This window comes from Paraperlucidibaca baekdonensis, from assembly GCF_003387535.1.
GTDB lineage: Bacteria > Pseudomonadota > Gammaproteobacteria > Pseudomonadales > Moraxellaceae > Perlucidibaca > Perlucidibaca baekdonensis.
Genome location: NZ_QUNR01000002.1, coordinates 187,542 through 201,414 on the forward strand (window position 1 = coordinate 187,542; position 13,873 = coordinate 201,414).

Below are 13,873 nucleotides of genomic sequence, written 5' to 3' on the forward strand. Positions count from 1 at the left end.
CCGTGAGCACTGAAAATGATGCCAAACAAGCCGACCAAGCGCTGGATGCTACCGACGCGGTAACGCCGGCGGCACCACAAGCCGTGACACCAACGCCGGGCGCGCAACTGCGGCAAGCGCGTGAAAGCAAGGGCCTTACGGTGGCGCAAATTGCCAAAGAAACTATGCTCACCGCGCGCTATTTGACCGCGCTTGAAGCCGACGATTACGAAGCATTGCCCGGTAGCACGTTTGTGCGTGGCTATTTGCGTCGTTACGCGCCCTTGGTGGGCTTGTCGGCAAACACCCTAGTTGCCGAGTTCGATGGCATTTGGCAGGCACGCAATTTAGCCGCTGCGCCATTGATCGACGCGCAAGTGCATGCGCTGCAGCAGGAGCGCGTGGCGAGTCGCCGGGGCAATCGTCGCGCCAGTATGTTTGCGCGCACGGCGTATCATTTATCGCTAACGCGCCTGTTGTCGTTGGGCTCGGCGCTACTATTGATTGTCTTATTGGTGGCGAGCTTTTTTTGGAATGACGCCGCCGACCCGGTGACCCCGTCAGAGTCAACCAGCGCGGCTGAGCTAAACCTCGATGCGTCGAGCATTGAGCCGACTGCTGAGGCGCCTATTGACTCGCTGCCTGCCGAATCCGTTGAGCCACTGCCCAATGCCACCGATGCCGAGTCAGGCGCTGCGATCAATAGCATTGAGGCCAGCGCCGAAGGCAATAGCAGTGCAGCGAATACTGCCGTTGGCAGCGAGGCGAATGCCCAGGGTGCGACCATCACGCCGCCTGTAGCAGAACCCAGTGCCACAAGCGCCGCCAATGTGCCTGTGGTGCAATCGACGCCAGAGCCAGCTGAAGCGGCTGAGCCCACGCCGCCAAGCATCGACACCTTAAGCTTTACCTTCACCGGCAAGTCCTGGATTAGCGTCCGTGATGCCACCGGCCAAGAGCTAGTCTATGGCCTAAAAAATGCCGGTCAGGCGGTCACCGTGTCGGGTCAGCCACCGTTTGCCATTAACATCGGCAGCGTGCGCGACACCCAAATGAGCCGCAATGGCACGCCGGTTAATCTCAAGCCCTACACGCGCGGCGAAATCGCCAGCTTCCGCCTCGGTCGCTAAAGCCGCTGTTTATTCAGGAGTCATGAGCATGCACGAGTCACCCATTAAGCGTCGCTTGACCCGCAAAATCCGCGTCGGCAATGTCTTTGTGGGCGGCGATGCGCCGATCACCGTGCAAACCATGACCAACACCGAGACCTGCGATGTCGCCGCCACCGTCGCGCAAATTCAGCGCTGCGTGGCGGCGGGTGCCGACATTGTGCGTGTCTCTGTGCCGACCATGGACGCCGCCAAAGCCTTCGGCCAGATTCGCCAACAAGTCGATGTGCCGTTGGTCGCCGACATCCATTTTGACCACAAAATCGCTCTGGCTGTAGCCGACTTCGGTGCCGACTGCCTGCGCATCAATCCCGGCAATATTGGCTCCGATGATAAAGTCCGCGAAGTCGTGGCCGCCGCCCGCCATCACGGCATTTCCATGCGCATTGGCGTCAATGCCGGCTCGCTGGAAAAAGACATCCAGAAAAAATACACCGAGCCCACTGGTGCGGCGTTGCTGGAATCCGCCATGCGCCATATCGACATTCTCGACCGTCTAAATTTCCACGAATTTAAAGTCAGCGTGAAGGCCTCCAACGTGTTTCTCACGCTCGATGCCTACCGCTTGCTATCGGCACAAATCGACAACCCACTGCATTTGGGCGTGACCGAGGCCGGCGTGTTTCGTTCGGGCACCGTGAAGTCGGCGATTGCCATGGGCGGACTCTTACTCGATGGCATTGGTGACACCTTGCGTGTCTCGCTCGCCGCCGAGCCCGAAGATGAAGTGAAAGTCGGTTTCGATATTTTGAAGTCGCTGGGCATTCGTTCCAATGGCATCAACTTTATTGCCTGCCCAAGCTGTTCGCGCCAAGAGTTCGATGTGATTCGCGTGATGAACGCCTTAGAAGCGCGCCTCGAAGATGTGCGCGTGCCCATGGATGTCTCGGTCATTGGCTGTAAGGTCAATGGCCCGGGCGAGGCCAAAGAGGCGGACATTGGCGTGGTTGGCGCGGCTCCGAAAAGTTTGGTGTATCGCAATGGCGATAAAAGCCATCTCATCGATACCAATAACTTGGTCGATGAAATCGAGGCCATGGTGCGCGCACGCGTGCTAGAAAAAACCGAGCAAGACGCCAAGCTCATTATTAAAGCGGCGGCTGACTAAGCCGTCCACACGCTATAAAGACGGCGGCCAAAAACGCCGCACTACTGAGAATTGCTGATGAGTCGCTTATCTGCCATCCGTGGCATGAATGATATTTTGCCAGACGCCACGCCGCGCTGGCAGCAGCTGGAAACCGCGCTAAAAAGCCTGATGCAGCGCTACGGTTATCGCGAAATACGCTTGCCCGTGGTCGAGCCCACGGCGCTGTTTAAGCGCGCTATTGGCGAAGTCACTGACATCGTCGAAAAAGAAATGTATTGCTTCGAGGACCGCAGCGGCGAGTCCATCACGCTGCGCCCCGAAGGCACCGCTGGTTGCGTGCGTGCCTGCCTCGAGCACGGCCTCACGCACAATCAAAGCCCCAAACTCTGGTATACCGGCCCAATGTTTCGCTACGAGCGTCCGCAAAAAGGCCGCTACCGCCAGTTTCATCAGTTTGGTATTGAAACCTTTGGCCAAGCCGGCGCCGACATGGACGCCGAGCTGATCATCTTGACCGCACGTTTGTGGCGCGAACTCGGCCTCAGCGACGCCGTAACCTTAGAGCTTAATAGCCTCGGCGAGCTCGACGCGCGCGCGGCGTTTCGTCAGGCTTTGGTGACGTATTTGGAGCAATTTCGCACCCAGCTCGATGACGACTCCCAGCGGCGCCTGACCACCAATCCGCTACGCATTCTCGATAGCAAAGACCAAAACACACAAGCCATTTTGCGTGATGCCCCGCAGCTTGCCGACTACCTCGATGACGGCTCAAAAGCGCATTTTGCCGAGCTCTGCGCGCATCTCGATGCCTGCGGTGTACGTTATCGCATTAACCCTAACCTGGTGCGCGGCTTGGACTATTACAACAAAACCGTGTTTGAGTGGGTGACCACCGCGCTGGGTGCGCAGGGCACGGTGTGCGCCGGTGGCCGCTATGACGGCTTGGTGGCGCAACTCGGCGGTCAAGCCACACCAGCAGTTGGCTGCGCCATGGGCTTGGAGCGCTTGGTGTTGCTGATGGACGCTGTAGCAGCCAGCACAGCAGAGGCCGAGGCGGATGTGTTTGTGATGGGTCTGGGCGAGGGCACGAGCACTGCGGCGTTAGCGTTGTGCGAACAGCTACACAATGCCCTGCCGAACGCGCGAATCGTGTATAACTGCGGCGGTGGTAGCGTGAAATCACAATTTCGCAAAGCCGATAAATCCGGCGCCACGGTGGCGTTAGTGTTGGGCGAGAGTGAAGTCGCTGCGCACACGGTGGCAGTGAAATGGCTACGCGAGCAACGAGAACAAGTAACCTGTACCCAAGCCCAAGTGGCCGATGTGGTGCGTGACGCGCTCGCCATGAGCACGCAATAAACGAGGAAAACGGTGTGGCCTACGAAGAAGATGAAGTCGTTGAAAATCTGAAGCTGTGGTGGAAAAAAAATGGCACCGCACTGATGCTCTTGGTGGCCGTTGGGCTATTTAGCTTTGCTGGCTGGCGCTACTGGCAAACCTCACAAGCCGAGGCCGCCACGCAAGCGCAAAATCTGCAGCAAGCCATGCAAATTGCCGCGCAGCGCCTCAACACCGACCCCAACGACAAAGACACCGTGGCGGAAGTAACGCGCTTGGGCGAGCAGCTCATCGCTGACTACAGCGGTACACCGTATGCGCAAGACGCGGCGATGTTACTCGCGAAAGTCGCGGTCAATAGCAACGATTTAGCGAAAGCCATTAGCTTGTTGCAAGGCGTGGTCGCCGATAGCAGCGATGACGTGGAAGTGGCCCTCGCGCAAACACGCTTGGCTCGCGTGCAAGCCGCCAATGCCGATTACGATGCCGCGCTGAGCACGCTAGCGGCGGTGCGTGACGCGTCATTAGCGCCCTTGGTGAGTGAAATTAAAGGCGATATTTTCATGCTGCAAGCGATGCCCGCTGAAGCAAAAGCGGCGTATCAAGCAGCCGATGCCGCGCTTGCCGCGCGCAATGAAGTGCGGCCATTGCTCGAGCTGAAGCTTGCCGACGTTGGCCTTGAGCCAGCGCCTCGCGCCCCCCTTGCCTTGGAGCAATAACATGATGCGGCGAATTCTCACTGTAGCGCTGCCAGCCGCTTGCCTGCTGGTAGCCGCCTGTAGCAGCAATCCCTCGCGTGAAGGCGTAGCCGCATTGCCTGAGTTGCCTAGCAATGTCGTTCGTCTCGATGATCGCTGGTCGGTCACCGTGGGCGATGGCAACGATGGTGAAGTCGTGCAGCTCGAGCCTGCCGTGAAAGCGCCCGCGGTGTATGCCGCCAGCCGCGACGGCGTGATTCGCGCCATTGGTCGCGCTACCGGCACCGTGCGTTGGACGCGTGAGCTCGATGTGGGCATCACCGGCGGCATTGGCTTGGGCGACAACGTCTTGGCTATTGGCACCGATCAATCCGACTTGCTGCTGCTCAACGCCAAAGATGGCAAAACATTGTGGACGGCGAAGCTCGGCGCGGCGCTGTTGTCGGTACCACGGGTGACCGATAAAGATGTCATCGTGCAAACACTCGATGGCCGTATTCAAGTCTTCCAAGTAGCCGATGGCGCGCGCCGTTGGCAGTTCGACACACCTGTGCCGCCCTTGTCATTACGCGGTAATGCTGCGCCCGTGGTGAGTGGTGACAAGCTTTATGCGGTTAGCGGTCAGGGCGATTTGTATCAGCTCGACTTAGCCACCGGCCTGCCAATTTGGCAAACCCGCGTGACCAATTCGCGTGGTCGCGGTGAGATTGAGCGGCTCATGGATATCGATGGCGACCTCGTGCTCGACAATAACGGCACGCTCTATACCGCTGGCTTTCAGTCGCAGCTCACCGCCACCGACACCATCGCCGTGCGTCGGCGCTGGCAGATCAATGTCTCCACCTCGCAAAGCGTCGGTCTCGATGGTGCGCACGTCTATGCCGTCGACAACGATGGCACCATGGCCGCGATAAATCGCATCACCGGCGAGTTGATTTGGCGGCAAGATGGCTTAAAAGGGCGTAAACTCCTGTCCCCGGTAACCTGGCGTGGTTTAGTGGTCGTTGGCGACAGCGATGGCTATTTGCATTTGTTCAGTCCGGTGGATGGCAAACCGCGTGGCCGCGAACGTGCTTCCGGCGACCCGCTGATGAGTGTGGTCGTTGATGCCCCGCAACTGCTTACCCTAACCACGAAAGGCAAACTCCGCGCTTGGGATGTCACTCCTTAAGCGCGCCGCGCCCGACCTTGTGAAGACTCTGTTATGAAACCTGTTATTGCCCTGGTCGGGCGTCCGAATGTCGGCAAATCGACCCTGTTTAACCAGCTCACCAAAAGCCGCGACGCCCTCGTTGCCGACTTGCCCGGGCTCACCCGCGACCGCAAATACGGCGACGCCTGCATCGAAAATAAGTCGTTTATTGTCATCGACACCGGCGGCATTGGTGAGTCCGAGCAAGGCATCGACGCGCCCATGGCCTCGCAGTCGCAGCAGGCCATCATGGAAGCCGACATCGTCTTGTTTTTGGTCGATGCCCGCGCTGGTTTAACGCCCTCTGATGTGCAGATCGCCGATCAGCTACGCGCGCGCGGCAAGCCCATTCACATGGTCGTCAACAAGATCGATGGCATTCAGGAAGAAGTCGGCACCGCCGATTTCCATCAGCTCGGCATGGGCGAGATTCACGCCATTGCTGCTAGTCACGGCCGTGGCATTACGCTGATGATGGAGCGCATCTTGCGCGACTTCCCCGAAGATGAGCCGGTTGAAGAAGATCCTGAGAAAGGCATCAAAATCGCCATCGTGGGGCGGCCAAACGTCGGCAAATCAACCCTCGTCAATCGCTTACTCGGCGAAGAGCGTGTGGTGGTCTACGACATGCCGGGCACCACCCGCGACAGTATTTACATCCCGTACGAGCGCCACGGTCAGCGCTACACCTTGATCGATACCGCCGGTGTGCGACGTCGCGGCCGCGTCAATGAGACCGTGGAAAAGTTCTCGGTGATCAAGACCCTGCAAGCCGTGAAAGACGCGCATGTGGTGGTGGTGGTGATGGATGCGCGTGAGAGCATCGTGGACCAAGACTTAAACTTGCTGGGCTTTGTGTTGGAGTCTGGGCGTGCGCTGGTGATTGCCATTAACAAGTGGGATGGCATGACTGATTACGAACGCCTGACCTTGAAAAATGACATGCAGCATCAGTTCGACTTTATTCCCTACGCGAAAATCCACCTGATTTCGGCCAAATACGGCACAGCTGTGGGCGATTTGTACCCGTCCATCAAGCGTGCCTATGAGTCGGCGATGATCCGCGTGCCGACCAATCGCCTCACGCAATTACTCGCCGATGCCGTGCAGCAGCACCAGCCGCCATTGGTTTCGGGCCGCCGCATCAAGCTTCGCCTATGCCACATGGGTGGGCAAAATCCGCCGCTGTTTGTCATTCACGGCAACCAGACCGAGTCGGTGCCCAAAGTCTATAAACGCTATTTGGAAAATACCTTCCGCAAGGTCTTAAAGCTGCAGGGCACGCCCATTCAGTTGGAATTTAAAACCAGCGATAACCCCTTTAAAGATCGCGTCAATAAACTCACCGATGGTCAAGCTGAGCGCCGCCGGCGCTTTGTGCAGTCGCATAAAAAAGCCGCGAAAAAACGCAAATAGCAAAAGGGCCACCGATGTGGCCTTTTTTGTGGATCAGAGGATGGCCTTACCGTGGTGGGGCATCCTCGGCGAGCAGTAGGCGCGGGTCGATGCGCTCATCATTGAGGCTCACGGTCCAGTGCAGATGCGGGCCGGTGGCGCGCCCCGTGGCGCCGACTTCGCCTACCGGGTCGCCAGCGTTGAGCTGCTGGCCGGCTTGCACCAAGACTTTATTGAAATGGCAGAGCATGGAAAACACGCCTTGACCATGATCGATAATCGCGGTGCGACCATTGAAGAAATAATCCCCCACCAGCGCCACTTTGCCGGCTGCGGGGCTGCGGGCAATGGCGCCTGTGGGCGCGGCAATATCGATGCCCATGTGCGGGTTGCGCGGCTCATCATTAAAGAAGCGTTTGAGGCCAAATGGGCTGCTGAGGCGGCCAGTGATTGGCCATTGAAACGTCGGCCAGGTCGGCGCGGTGTGCAGGTCATTGTGCGCTGGGGTGGTGAAGACCCGATACGCGGCTTTTTGTTGCGTGGCTTCGCGACTAAAGCGCGCGAGTTGATCAGGATCAGGGCTAACGTATTTTTTCTGCTTAATGCGCAGGCGTTGCTCGGGGTATTCGCCGGCCACCACGTTGAAGTTCAGCAGCGCCTCGCCAGCGGGTGTGCCAGTGAGCGCTTGCTCGCCGCTAGCCGAGAGGCCCACACCAATCACCGCAACCCGCGGGCCATTGGCCTGTAGCTGGCCGATCCACACTGGATTGCCTAGATAATACAGCGGGCCTTCGCTAGCGGGCGTGGTCAGCGCGCTCAAGTCCAGCACCACCAAGCCACCATTAATAGCCGCTTGCCGTGGCAGCGTGGCGGTCGCATCGATGACTGTGGTGTCGGCAGCTGTGTCATTTGCCCACGCCGAGGGCAGGCAGTCGAGCAGCACACTGCTGCCAATAAGCACGCCACAAACCCAGCGCAACCACGGCCGCGCAGGTAGGGCCTCGATAGATTTGGCGGGCTGCATTTTCGCTAAAAACATCATGATTTTTCCTTCACCGCCAGCACGCGCGCGCTGACTTCACCGTCGTGTAATCGTGCGGTAATGACGTTGCCGACCGCGGTGGCGTTGACCGAGCGCAGCAGTTCGCCGTGGTCATCGCTGACTAGCGCGTAGCCGCGGCCGAGCACTGCCAACGGGCTGACCGAGTGCGCGCGTTGGCTGAGCTGCTGCAGGCGTTGGCGGCGCTGATCGAGCTGGCGGCGCGCGGCCAATGTGAGACGCTGCTGCCATGGTGCCAAGGCCTGTCGGTAGACGGCAATGCGTCGCTCGGGATGTTGCGCGTGCACGCGTGCGCTCAGCCCAGCTAGGCGCTGGCGATGCTGCTGCAGGCGCTGGCGCAGCGCCCGCGTGAGGCGTAACTCGGCGTTATCGAGGCGTTGGCGTTGCTCTTGCAATAAACGTTCGGGGCTACGCAATCGCGCGCGCAGACTGTGTACGCGCTGGCGCTGTTGGCTGAGCAAACGCTGCATGGCGGTGGCTTGGCGCTGCGCCAATTGCGTCACATCAGTGCTCAATTGCAGGCGGTCTTGGCTGACCAGCTCAGCTGCCGCGGATGGCGTTGGCGCGCGCACATCGACGACAAAATCAGCAATAGTGAAGTCGATTTCATGGCCCACGCCGCTCACTACCGGAATCGGCATATCGGCAATGGCACGCACCACGGCTTCATCGTTAAAGGCCCATAGATCTTCGAGTGAGCCACCGCCACGGGCGACAATCAGCACATCAATCGCTGGCAACTCGGCGGGCGGCGCGCTTAGCCATTCACGCAGCTGATTGAGTGCCGCAACGATCGCCGCTGGCGCTTCCGCACCTTGCACCGGCACCGGCAAAATGCTCACTGGTAAGCCCGGCGCGCGGCGCTTGAGCACGTTCACGATATCGCGCACGGCCGCACCGCTGGGTGAGGTTAGCACCGCCACACCGCGCGGATGAGCCGGCAGGGCGCGTTTGCGATCGGCTGAAAATAAGCCTTCAGCGGCCAAGCGTGACTTGAGCATTTCAAAGGCTTGCTGCAGAGCGCCTCGGCCTGCGTCTTCGAGGTGCTCAACGATGAGCTGATAATCGCCACGCGGCGCATATAAGCTGACTTTCGCGCGCACCAAGACTTGCTGGCCATTGCTCGGTGGCGTGTGTAATTTGGCGGCCGCGCGCGCCCCGCGAAACATCGCCGCGCGCACTTGGGCTTGCTCATCTTTCAGGGTGAAGTACAGATGCCCGGAGCTGGGCGCCGACATATTAGAGATTTCGCCGCGCAGCCAAACGCGGCCGTAGTTGAACTCTAAAAGTTCGCGCACGCTGCCATTTAGTTGGCTGATGGTTAGGACGGTGGGTGTGTTCATGGTCGGGAGTTTGCCATAAATTGTGTGGGGCGGGTGGGGCTAGGTCTGGGTGTGGACTCGCCATCAATAGATGCTGACTCAGCGTGCAAAAAGGACTACAATGCGCGGCTAACTTTACCCGCTGGCCTGTGTTCTCAGGTTCGCCAAGGAGTAGCGCCATGCTCGAGATCGTCCAAGAAGCTCTCACCTTCGATGATGTGCTTTTACTGCCCGATTACTCCACTGTATTGCCCAAAGACGTGTGCCTGAAAACGCGCCTGACGCGCGGCATTTCGCTGAGCATGCCGCTGGTGTCGGCGGCCATGGACACCGTCACCGAGGCGCGCATGGCCATTGCCATGGCGCAAGAAGGCGGCATTGGCATCTTGCACAAAAACATGGACATTGGCGCGCAAGCCGCTGAGGTGCGCCGCGTGAAAAAATTCGAAGCCGGCGTGGTGCAAGATCCCGTTACCGTGAGCCCGAAAACCACGGTGGGCGAGCTCATTGAAATCACCAAGGCCAACCGCATTTCCGGGGTGCCAGTCATGCAGGGCGATCAGGTGGTAGGCATCGTCACCAGCCGCGATTTGCGCTTTGAGACACGCATGGATTTGCCGGTCTCCGCCATCATGACGCCGCAAGAAAAACTCGTGACCGTACGCGAAGGTGAATCGCCAGAACGCATCAAAGCCTTGCTGCATGAGCACCGCATTGAAAAAGTCATCGTCATTGATGACGACTTCCGCCTCAAAGGCCTCATCACCGTTAATGACTTTCAGAAATCTGAGCGTTTCCCGAGCGCCAGCAAAGACAGCCAAGGTCGCTTGCTGGTCGGTGCCGCCGTGGGCACCGGTGCCGATACGCCAGCGCGCGTTGAAGCGCTCGTTGAGGCCGGCGTCGATGTGCTTGTGGTCGATACTGCGCACGGCCATAGCGCCGGTGTCATTGAGCGCGTGCGTTGGGTCAAGCAAAAATACCCGCAGATGCAAGTCATTGGCGGCAATATTGCCACCGGTGAGGCCGCCAAAGCCTTGCTGGAAGCTGGTGCCGATGCCGTGAAAGTGGGCATTGGCCCCGGTTCAATATGCACCACGCGCATTGTTGCCGGTATTGGCATGCCGCAAATCTCGGCGATCGACGCCGTGGCGCGCGCGCTTAACGACGAAATTCCCTTAATCGCCGATGGCGGCATTCGCTTTTCCGGCGACATCGCCAAGGCCATTGCCGCCGGTGCCAGCAGCATCATGGTCGGCTCATTGCTCGCCGGCACCGAAGAGGCGCCGGGTGAAGTCGAGCTCTTCCAAGGCCGCTACTACAAAGCCTATCGCGGCATGGGCTCACTCGGCGCCATGGCGCAAACTGGCGCAGGTTCAGCCGATCGCTATTTCCAAGATGCTTCGGCGGGCGTTGAAAAGCTCGTGCCTGAGGGCATTGAGGGGCGCGTGGCCTATAAAGGCCCCATGAGCGGCATTATTCATCAGCTCATGGGCGGTCTGCGCTCATCGATGGGCTACACCGGCTCGGCCGATATTGCCACCGCGCGGACCAAACCGAAGTTTGTGAAAATCTCGGCGGCCGGCATGAAAGAGTCGCATGTGCACGATGTCACCATCACCAAAGAAGCGCCGAACTATCGCTTGTAAAAGCGCGTTGGGCGCGCTTAAATGAACTAGGTAGTAAACTAGTTTGGCGTGGAGGTAGGCATGAGTCTTGAGATCGGTGCATTTGAAGCGAAGTCTCGGTTATCTGAGCTTTTGCGCGAGGTAAAGCAGGGTCAGGCCTACACCATTACAGTGCGCGGCAAGCCGGTAGCCGAGCTCGTGCCGTGCAAAGCCACGCGAAATACTGATGCCGAACAGCGTGCTATTGAGGCAATGCTTGCATTTCCCAAAGTGCAAGGCATCAATCCCGCAGATGTCATGGCGGCTATTGCTGAAGGTCGCCAATGACAGAGGTGCTGATACTCGATGCATCCATGACCTTAGCGTGGTTGCTTGAGCGCACAGAGCCTGCCGAGCAGCAACGTGCGGTTGCGTGTTTACAGCAATTACCATTGACCGAAACGCTAGTGCCTCAGCTCTGGCATTTGGAGGTGGCTAATGTGCTGTGCCAGTTTGAGCGTCGGCGACTGCTCGATGCGCGTGCGGCGGATGGCTTTATAGCGCGTCTGGCTGAGCTACCGATCACCACCGACAGTGAAACACCTGTGGTGCGGCGTGAAGCGATTCGTCAGCTCGCTCGCCAGCATACGTTGAGTGCCTACGAAGCAACCTATCTTGAGCTTGTGTTACGCCACCAAGCCACACTGGCCACCTTCGATCGGCGTTTAGCCGATGCGTGCCGCGCTGCCGGCGGTCGCATTTTTGGCGATAGCGCCATCCACGAACCCCATTCGATTTATTGATTTTGAGCCCACTCGCCATGACCCAAGACATTCACGCCCATCGTCTGTTGATCCTCGATTTCGGCTCGCAATACAGCCAGCTCATTGCCCGCCGTGTGCGCGAGCTCGGCGTCTATTGCGAGATGCGCGCGTTTGATATTAGCGACGATGACATCCGCGCGTTTAATCCGAAGGGCATCATCTTAAGTGGTGGTCCGGAAACGGTCACGGCCGCTGGCTCGCCACGCGCGCCGGAGTTGGTGTTTACGCTCGGCGTGCCGGTGCTGGGCATTTGCTATGGCATGCAAACTATGGCGCAGCAACTCGGCGGTCAGGTGCAAAGCTCGCCGGTGCATGAGTTTGGTTATGCCGAAGTCACGGTGGTGCCCGACGACCTGCAAGCCACCAATAACAGCGCCGGCACCAGCCACGATGCGCTGTTTGGCACGCTCGCCGACCGTCTCGATGCCAGCGGCCGCTCGGTGCTCGATGTTTGGATGTCACACGGCGATAAAGTCGTCGAGCTGGCGCCGGGCTTTCGCATCACCGCCGCCACGCCGAGCTGCCCCATCGCCGCCATGGCCGATGAAGCCCGCGATTTCTATGGCGTGCAATTTCACCCCGAAGTCACGCATACCGTACTCGGCGGCGCGCTATTGCAGCGCTTCGTGCACGACATTTGCCAAACACAGGCGTTGTGGACGCCGGAAAATATCGCCGACGACGCCATCTCCCGCGTGCAAGCGCAGGTCGGCACTGATCAAGTCTTGCTCGGTCTCTCTGGCGGCGTGGACTCGTCGGTGGTCGCGGCGCTACTGCACAAAGCCATCGGCGATCAGCTCACCTGCGTATTTGTCGACAACGGACTGCTGCGCAAAAACGAAGGCGATCAGGTCATGGCCATGTTTGCCGACAACATGGGCATCAAAGTCATCCGTGCCGATGCCGAAGACGAGTTTCTCATGGGCTTAGCCGGTGTCGCTGATCCCGAAGCCAAGCGCAAAATCATCGGCAAAACCTTCATTGATATTTTCGATCGCGAAGCCGCCAAGCTCGCCACGTCGCCCGATCATCCGGTGAAATGGCTGGCGCAAGGCACGATTTATCCCGATGTGATTGAGTCGGCGGCGAGCAAAACCGGCAAGGCGCATGTCATCAAATCGCACCACAATGTGGGCGGTTTGCCCGAGCACATGGCCATGCAATTGGTCGAGCCGCTGCGCGAATTATTTAAAGATGAAGTGCGCAAACTCGGCGTGGCGCTGGGCCTGCCCGAAGACATGGTCTATCGCCATCCGTTCCCCGGTCCGGGTTTGGGCGTGCGCATCTTGGGCGAAGTGAAGAAAGAATACGCTGACCTACTGCGCGAGGCCGATGCGATTTTCATTGAAGAGTTGCGCCGCTCGGGCTGGTACGCGAAAACCTCGCAAGCCTTTGTGGTGTTTTTGCCGGTGAAGTCGGTTGGCGTGGTCGGCGATGCGCGTCGCTACTCGTGGGTCGTGTCGCTGCGCGCGGTGGAGACCATCGACTTCATGACCGCGCGCTGGGCGCACCTGCCGTATGAGCTGCTGGAGAAGGTGTCGAACCGCATCATCAATGAGATCAGCGGCATTTCCCGCGTGGCCTACGATGTCTCGAGCAAGCCGCCGGCGACCATTGAGTGGGAGTGATGAGCGTCGCCTAGCTATTTCAGATGGCGTTGCGGGTCCTGGTGATGGTGTAAAACACGGATGATTTCAACCCTATTGGCGGTCACTCGGTAAAACAGGATGTGACTTTCTATCGGGAGACTTCTCACATCAGGCAGGAGCTCGGGGCGCGCGGAGCCCATCAGTGGTTGCTGAGTCAGCTCTTGATATCGTCAAATAAGGCGTCTAGCGCCGATTTGGATTCGATTGCGATACCTTCCCCACGATCTAGTTGGTCGACTCCAACGTTTAGTTGCTCACGTAATCGAGCCAATTTGATCTCATGAATCCAATCTTCATGGGTCTCCATAAAGCGGAGTGCCTCACGAATGACTTCGCTCGCATTATTGTAAAAACCGGTTTCCACTTTGGCTTTAATGCGAGACTCCAGCTCAGGAGTAAGTGAGATATGCATAATGGCCTCCGAGGGTAGATACTTTCATTTAGAATGCTAGGTTGGCATACAAAGATTGTCAAACTTTGTATTTGTGAGTCGAGTTTTCTTTTTTGGCGGACTCAATTTGCGATACGACTTCGCCACGCTCGAGCGCATGGG

The 13,873-nt window shown here is 58.6% G+C and carries 14 protein-coding genes; 10 read left to right on the top strand and 4 right to left on the bottom strand.

Annotated elements, in window-relative coordinates; genetic code table 11:
* Positions 1–2 precede the first annotated feature (2 nt).
* The 6 genes from DFR26_RS04870 to der are packed head-to-tail and all read left to right on the top strand — an operon-like array spanning position 3 to position 6,882.
* A complete protein-coding gene (locus DFR26_RS04870) occupies positions 3–1,109 on the top strand; it encodes a helix-turn-helix domain-containing protein (RefSeq protein ID WP_116207849.1) in 1,107 nt (368 codons plus the stop codon).
* Positions 1,110–1,137: 28 nt separating this feature from the next.
* Positions 1,138–2,256 (top strand): flavodoxin-dependent (E)-4-hydroxy-3-methylbut-2-enyl-diphosphate synthase, encoded by a 1,119-nt coding sequence (gene ispG / locus DFR26_RS04875; RefSeq protein WP_116207850.1) that lies wholly within the window; start codon positions 1,138–1,140, stop codon positions 2,254–2,256.
* Between the two features lie 57 nt (positions 2,257–2,313).
* The gene (hisS, locus tag DFR26_RS04880; protein ID WP_116207851.1) at positions 2,314–3,597 is read left to right on the top strand and encodes a histidine--tRNA ligase; all 1,284 of its coding nucleotides are present in this window, start codon (positions 2,314–2,316) and stop codon (positions 3,595–3,597) included.
* Between the two features lie 14 nt (positions 3,598–3,611).
* Positions 3,612–4,295 carry a YfgM family protein gene (locus DFR26_RS04885; protein WP_116207852.1) on the top strand — a complete coding sequence of 228 codons (684 nt, stop codon included), beginning with the start codon at positions 3,612–3,614 and terminating at the stop codon, positions 4,293–4,295.
* Between the two features lies 1 nt (position 4,296).
* On the top strand, positions 4,297–5,445 hold the full coding sequence (gene bamB, locus DFR26_RS04890; protein ID WP_116207853.1) for an outer membrane protein assembly factor BamB: 1,149 nt from the start codon (positions 4,297–4,299) through the stop codon (positions 5,443–5,445).
* Between the two features lie 33 nt (positions 5,446–5,478).
* Positions 5,479–6,882 carry a ribosome biogenesis GTPase Der gene (gene der, locus DFR26_RS04895; protein WP_116207854.1) on the top strand — a complete coding sequence of 468 codons (1,404 nt, stop codon included), beginning with the start codon at positions 5,479–5,481 and terminating at the stop codon, positions 6,880–6,882.
* 46 nt (positions 6,883–6,928) lie between these two features.
* On the opposite strand, the gene DFR26_RS04900 is transcribed toward der, so the two are convergent.
* Together DFR26_RS04900 and xseA are read right to left on the bottom strand one after the other, a co-directional pair.
* Positions 6,929–7,903 (bottom strand): M23 family metallopeptidase, encoded by a 975-nt coding sequence (locus tag DFR26_RS04900; RefSeq protein ID WP_116207855.1) that lies wholly within the window; start codon positions 7,901–7,903, stop codon positions 6,929–6,931.
* Positions 7,900–9,264 carry an exodeoxyribonuclease VII large subunit gene (gene xseA / locus DFR26_RS04905; RefSeq protein ID WP_116207856.1) on the bottom strand — a complete coding sequence of 455 codons (1,365 nt, stop codon included), beginning with the start codon at positions 9,262–9,264 and terminating at the stop codon, positions 7,900–7,902. Before xseA ends, DFR26_RS04900 begins: the two co-directional genes overlap by 4 nt.
* Before the next feature lie 158 nt (positions 9,265–9,422).
* Between xseA and guaB the strand changes: the two genes are divergently transcribed.
* The 4 genes from guaB to guaA are packed head-to-tail and all read left to right on the top strand — an operon-like array spanning position 9,423 to position 13,299.
* Positions 9,423–10,889 (top strand): IMP dehydrogenase, encoded by a 1,467-nt coding sequence (guaB, locus tag DFR26_RS04910; RefSeq protein ID WP_116207857.1) that lies wholly within the window; start codon positions 9,423–9,425, stop codon positions 10,887–10,889.
* Positions 10,890–10,949: 60 nt separating this feature from the next.
* Positions 10,950–11,195, top strand: a complete 246-nt coding sequence (locus DFR26_RS04915; RefSeq protein ID WP_116207858.1) for a type II toxin-antitoxin system Phd/YefM family antitoxin — start codon at positions 10,950–10,952, stop codon at positions 11,193–11,195.
* Positions 11,192–11,650, top strand: coding sequence for a type II toxin-antitoxin system VapC family toxin (locus DFR26_RS04920; protein ID WP_116207859.1), 459 nt, complete (start codon positions 11,192–11,194; stop codon positions 11,648–11,650). Before DFR26_RS04915 ends, DFR26_RS04920 begins: the two co-directional genes overlap by 4 nt.
* A gap of 17 nt (positions 11,651–11,667) precedes the next feature.
* Positions 11,668–13,299 (top strand): glutamine-hydrolyzing GMP synthase, encoded by a 1,632-nt coding sequence (gene guaA / locus DFR26_RS04925; protein WP_116207860.1) that lies wholly within the window; start codon positions 11,668–11,670, stop codon positions 13,297–13,299.
* A 14-nt stretch (positions 13,300–13,313) separates the two neighbouring features.
* On the opposite strand, the gene DFR26_RS11320 is transcribed toward guaA, so the two are convergent.
* Both DFR26_RS11320 and DFR26_RS04935 read right to left on the bottom strand, forming a co-directional pair.
* Positions 13,314–13,460 carry a type II toxin-antitoxin system RelE/ParE family toxin gene (locus tag DFR26_RS11320; protein ID WP_116207861.1) on the bottom strand — a complete coding sequence of 49 codons (147 nt, stop codon included), beginning with the start codon at positions 13,458–13,460 and terminating at the stop codon, positions 13,314–13,316.
* Between the two features lie 14 nt (positions 13,461–13,474).
* Positions 13,475–13,732 carry a type II toxin-antitoxin system ParD family antitoxin gene (locus tag DFR26_RS04935; RefSeq protein WP_116207862.1) on the bottom strand — a complete coding sequence of 86 codons (258 nt, stop codon included), beginning with the start codon at positions 13,730–13,732 and terminating at the stop codon, positions 13,475–13,477.
* Positions 13,733–13,873: the final 141 nt, after the last annotated feature.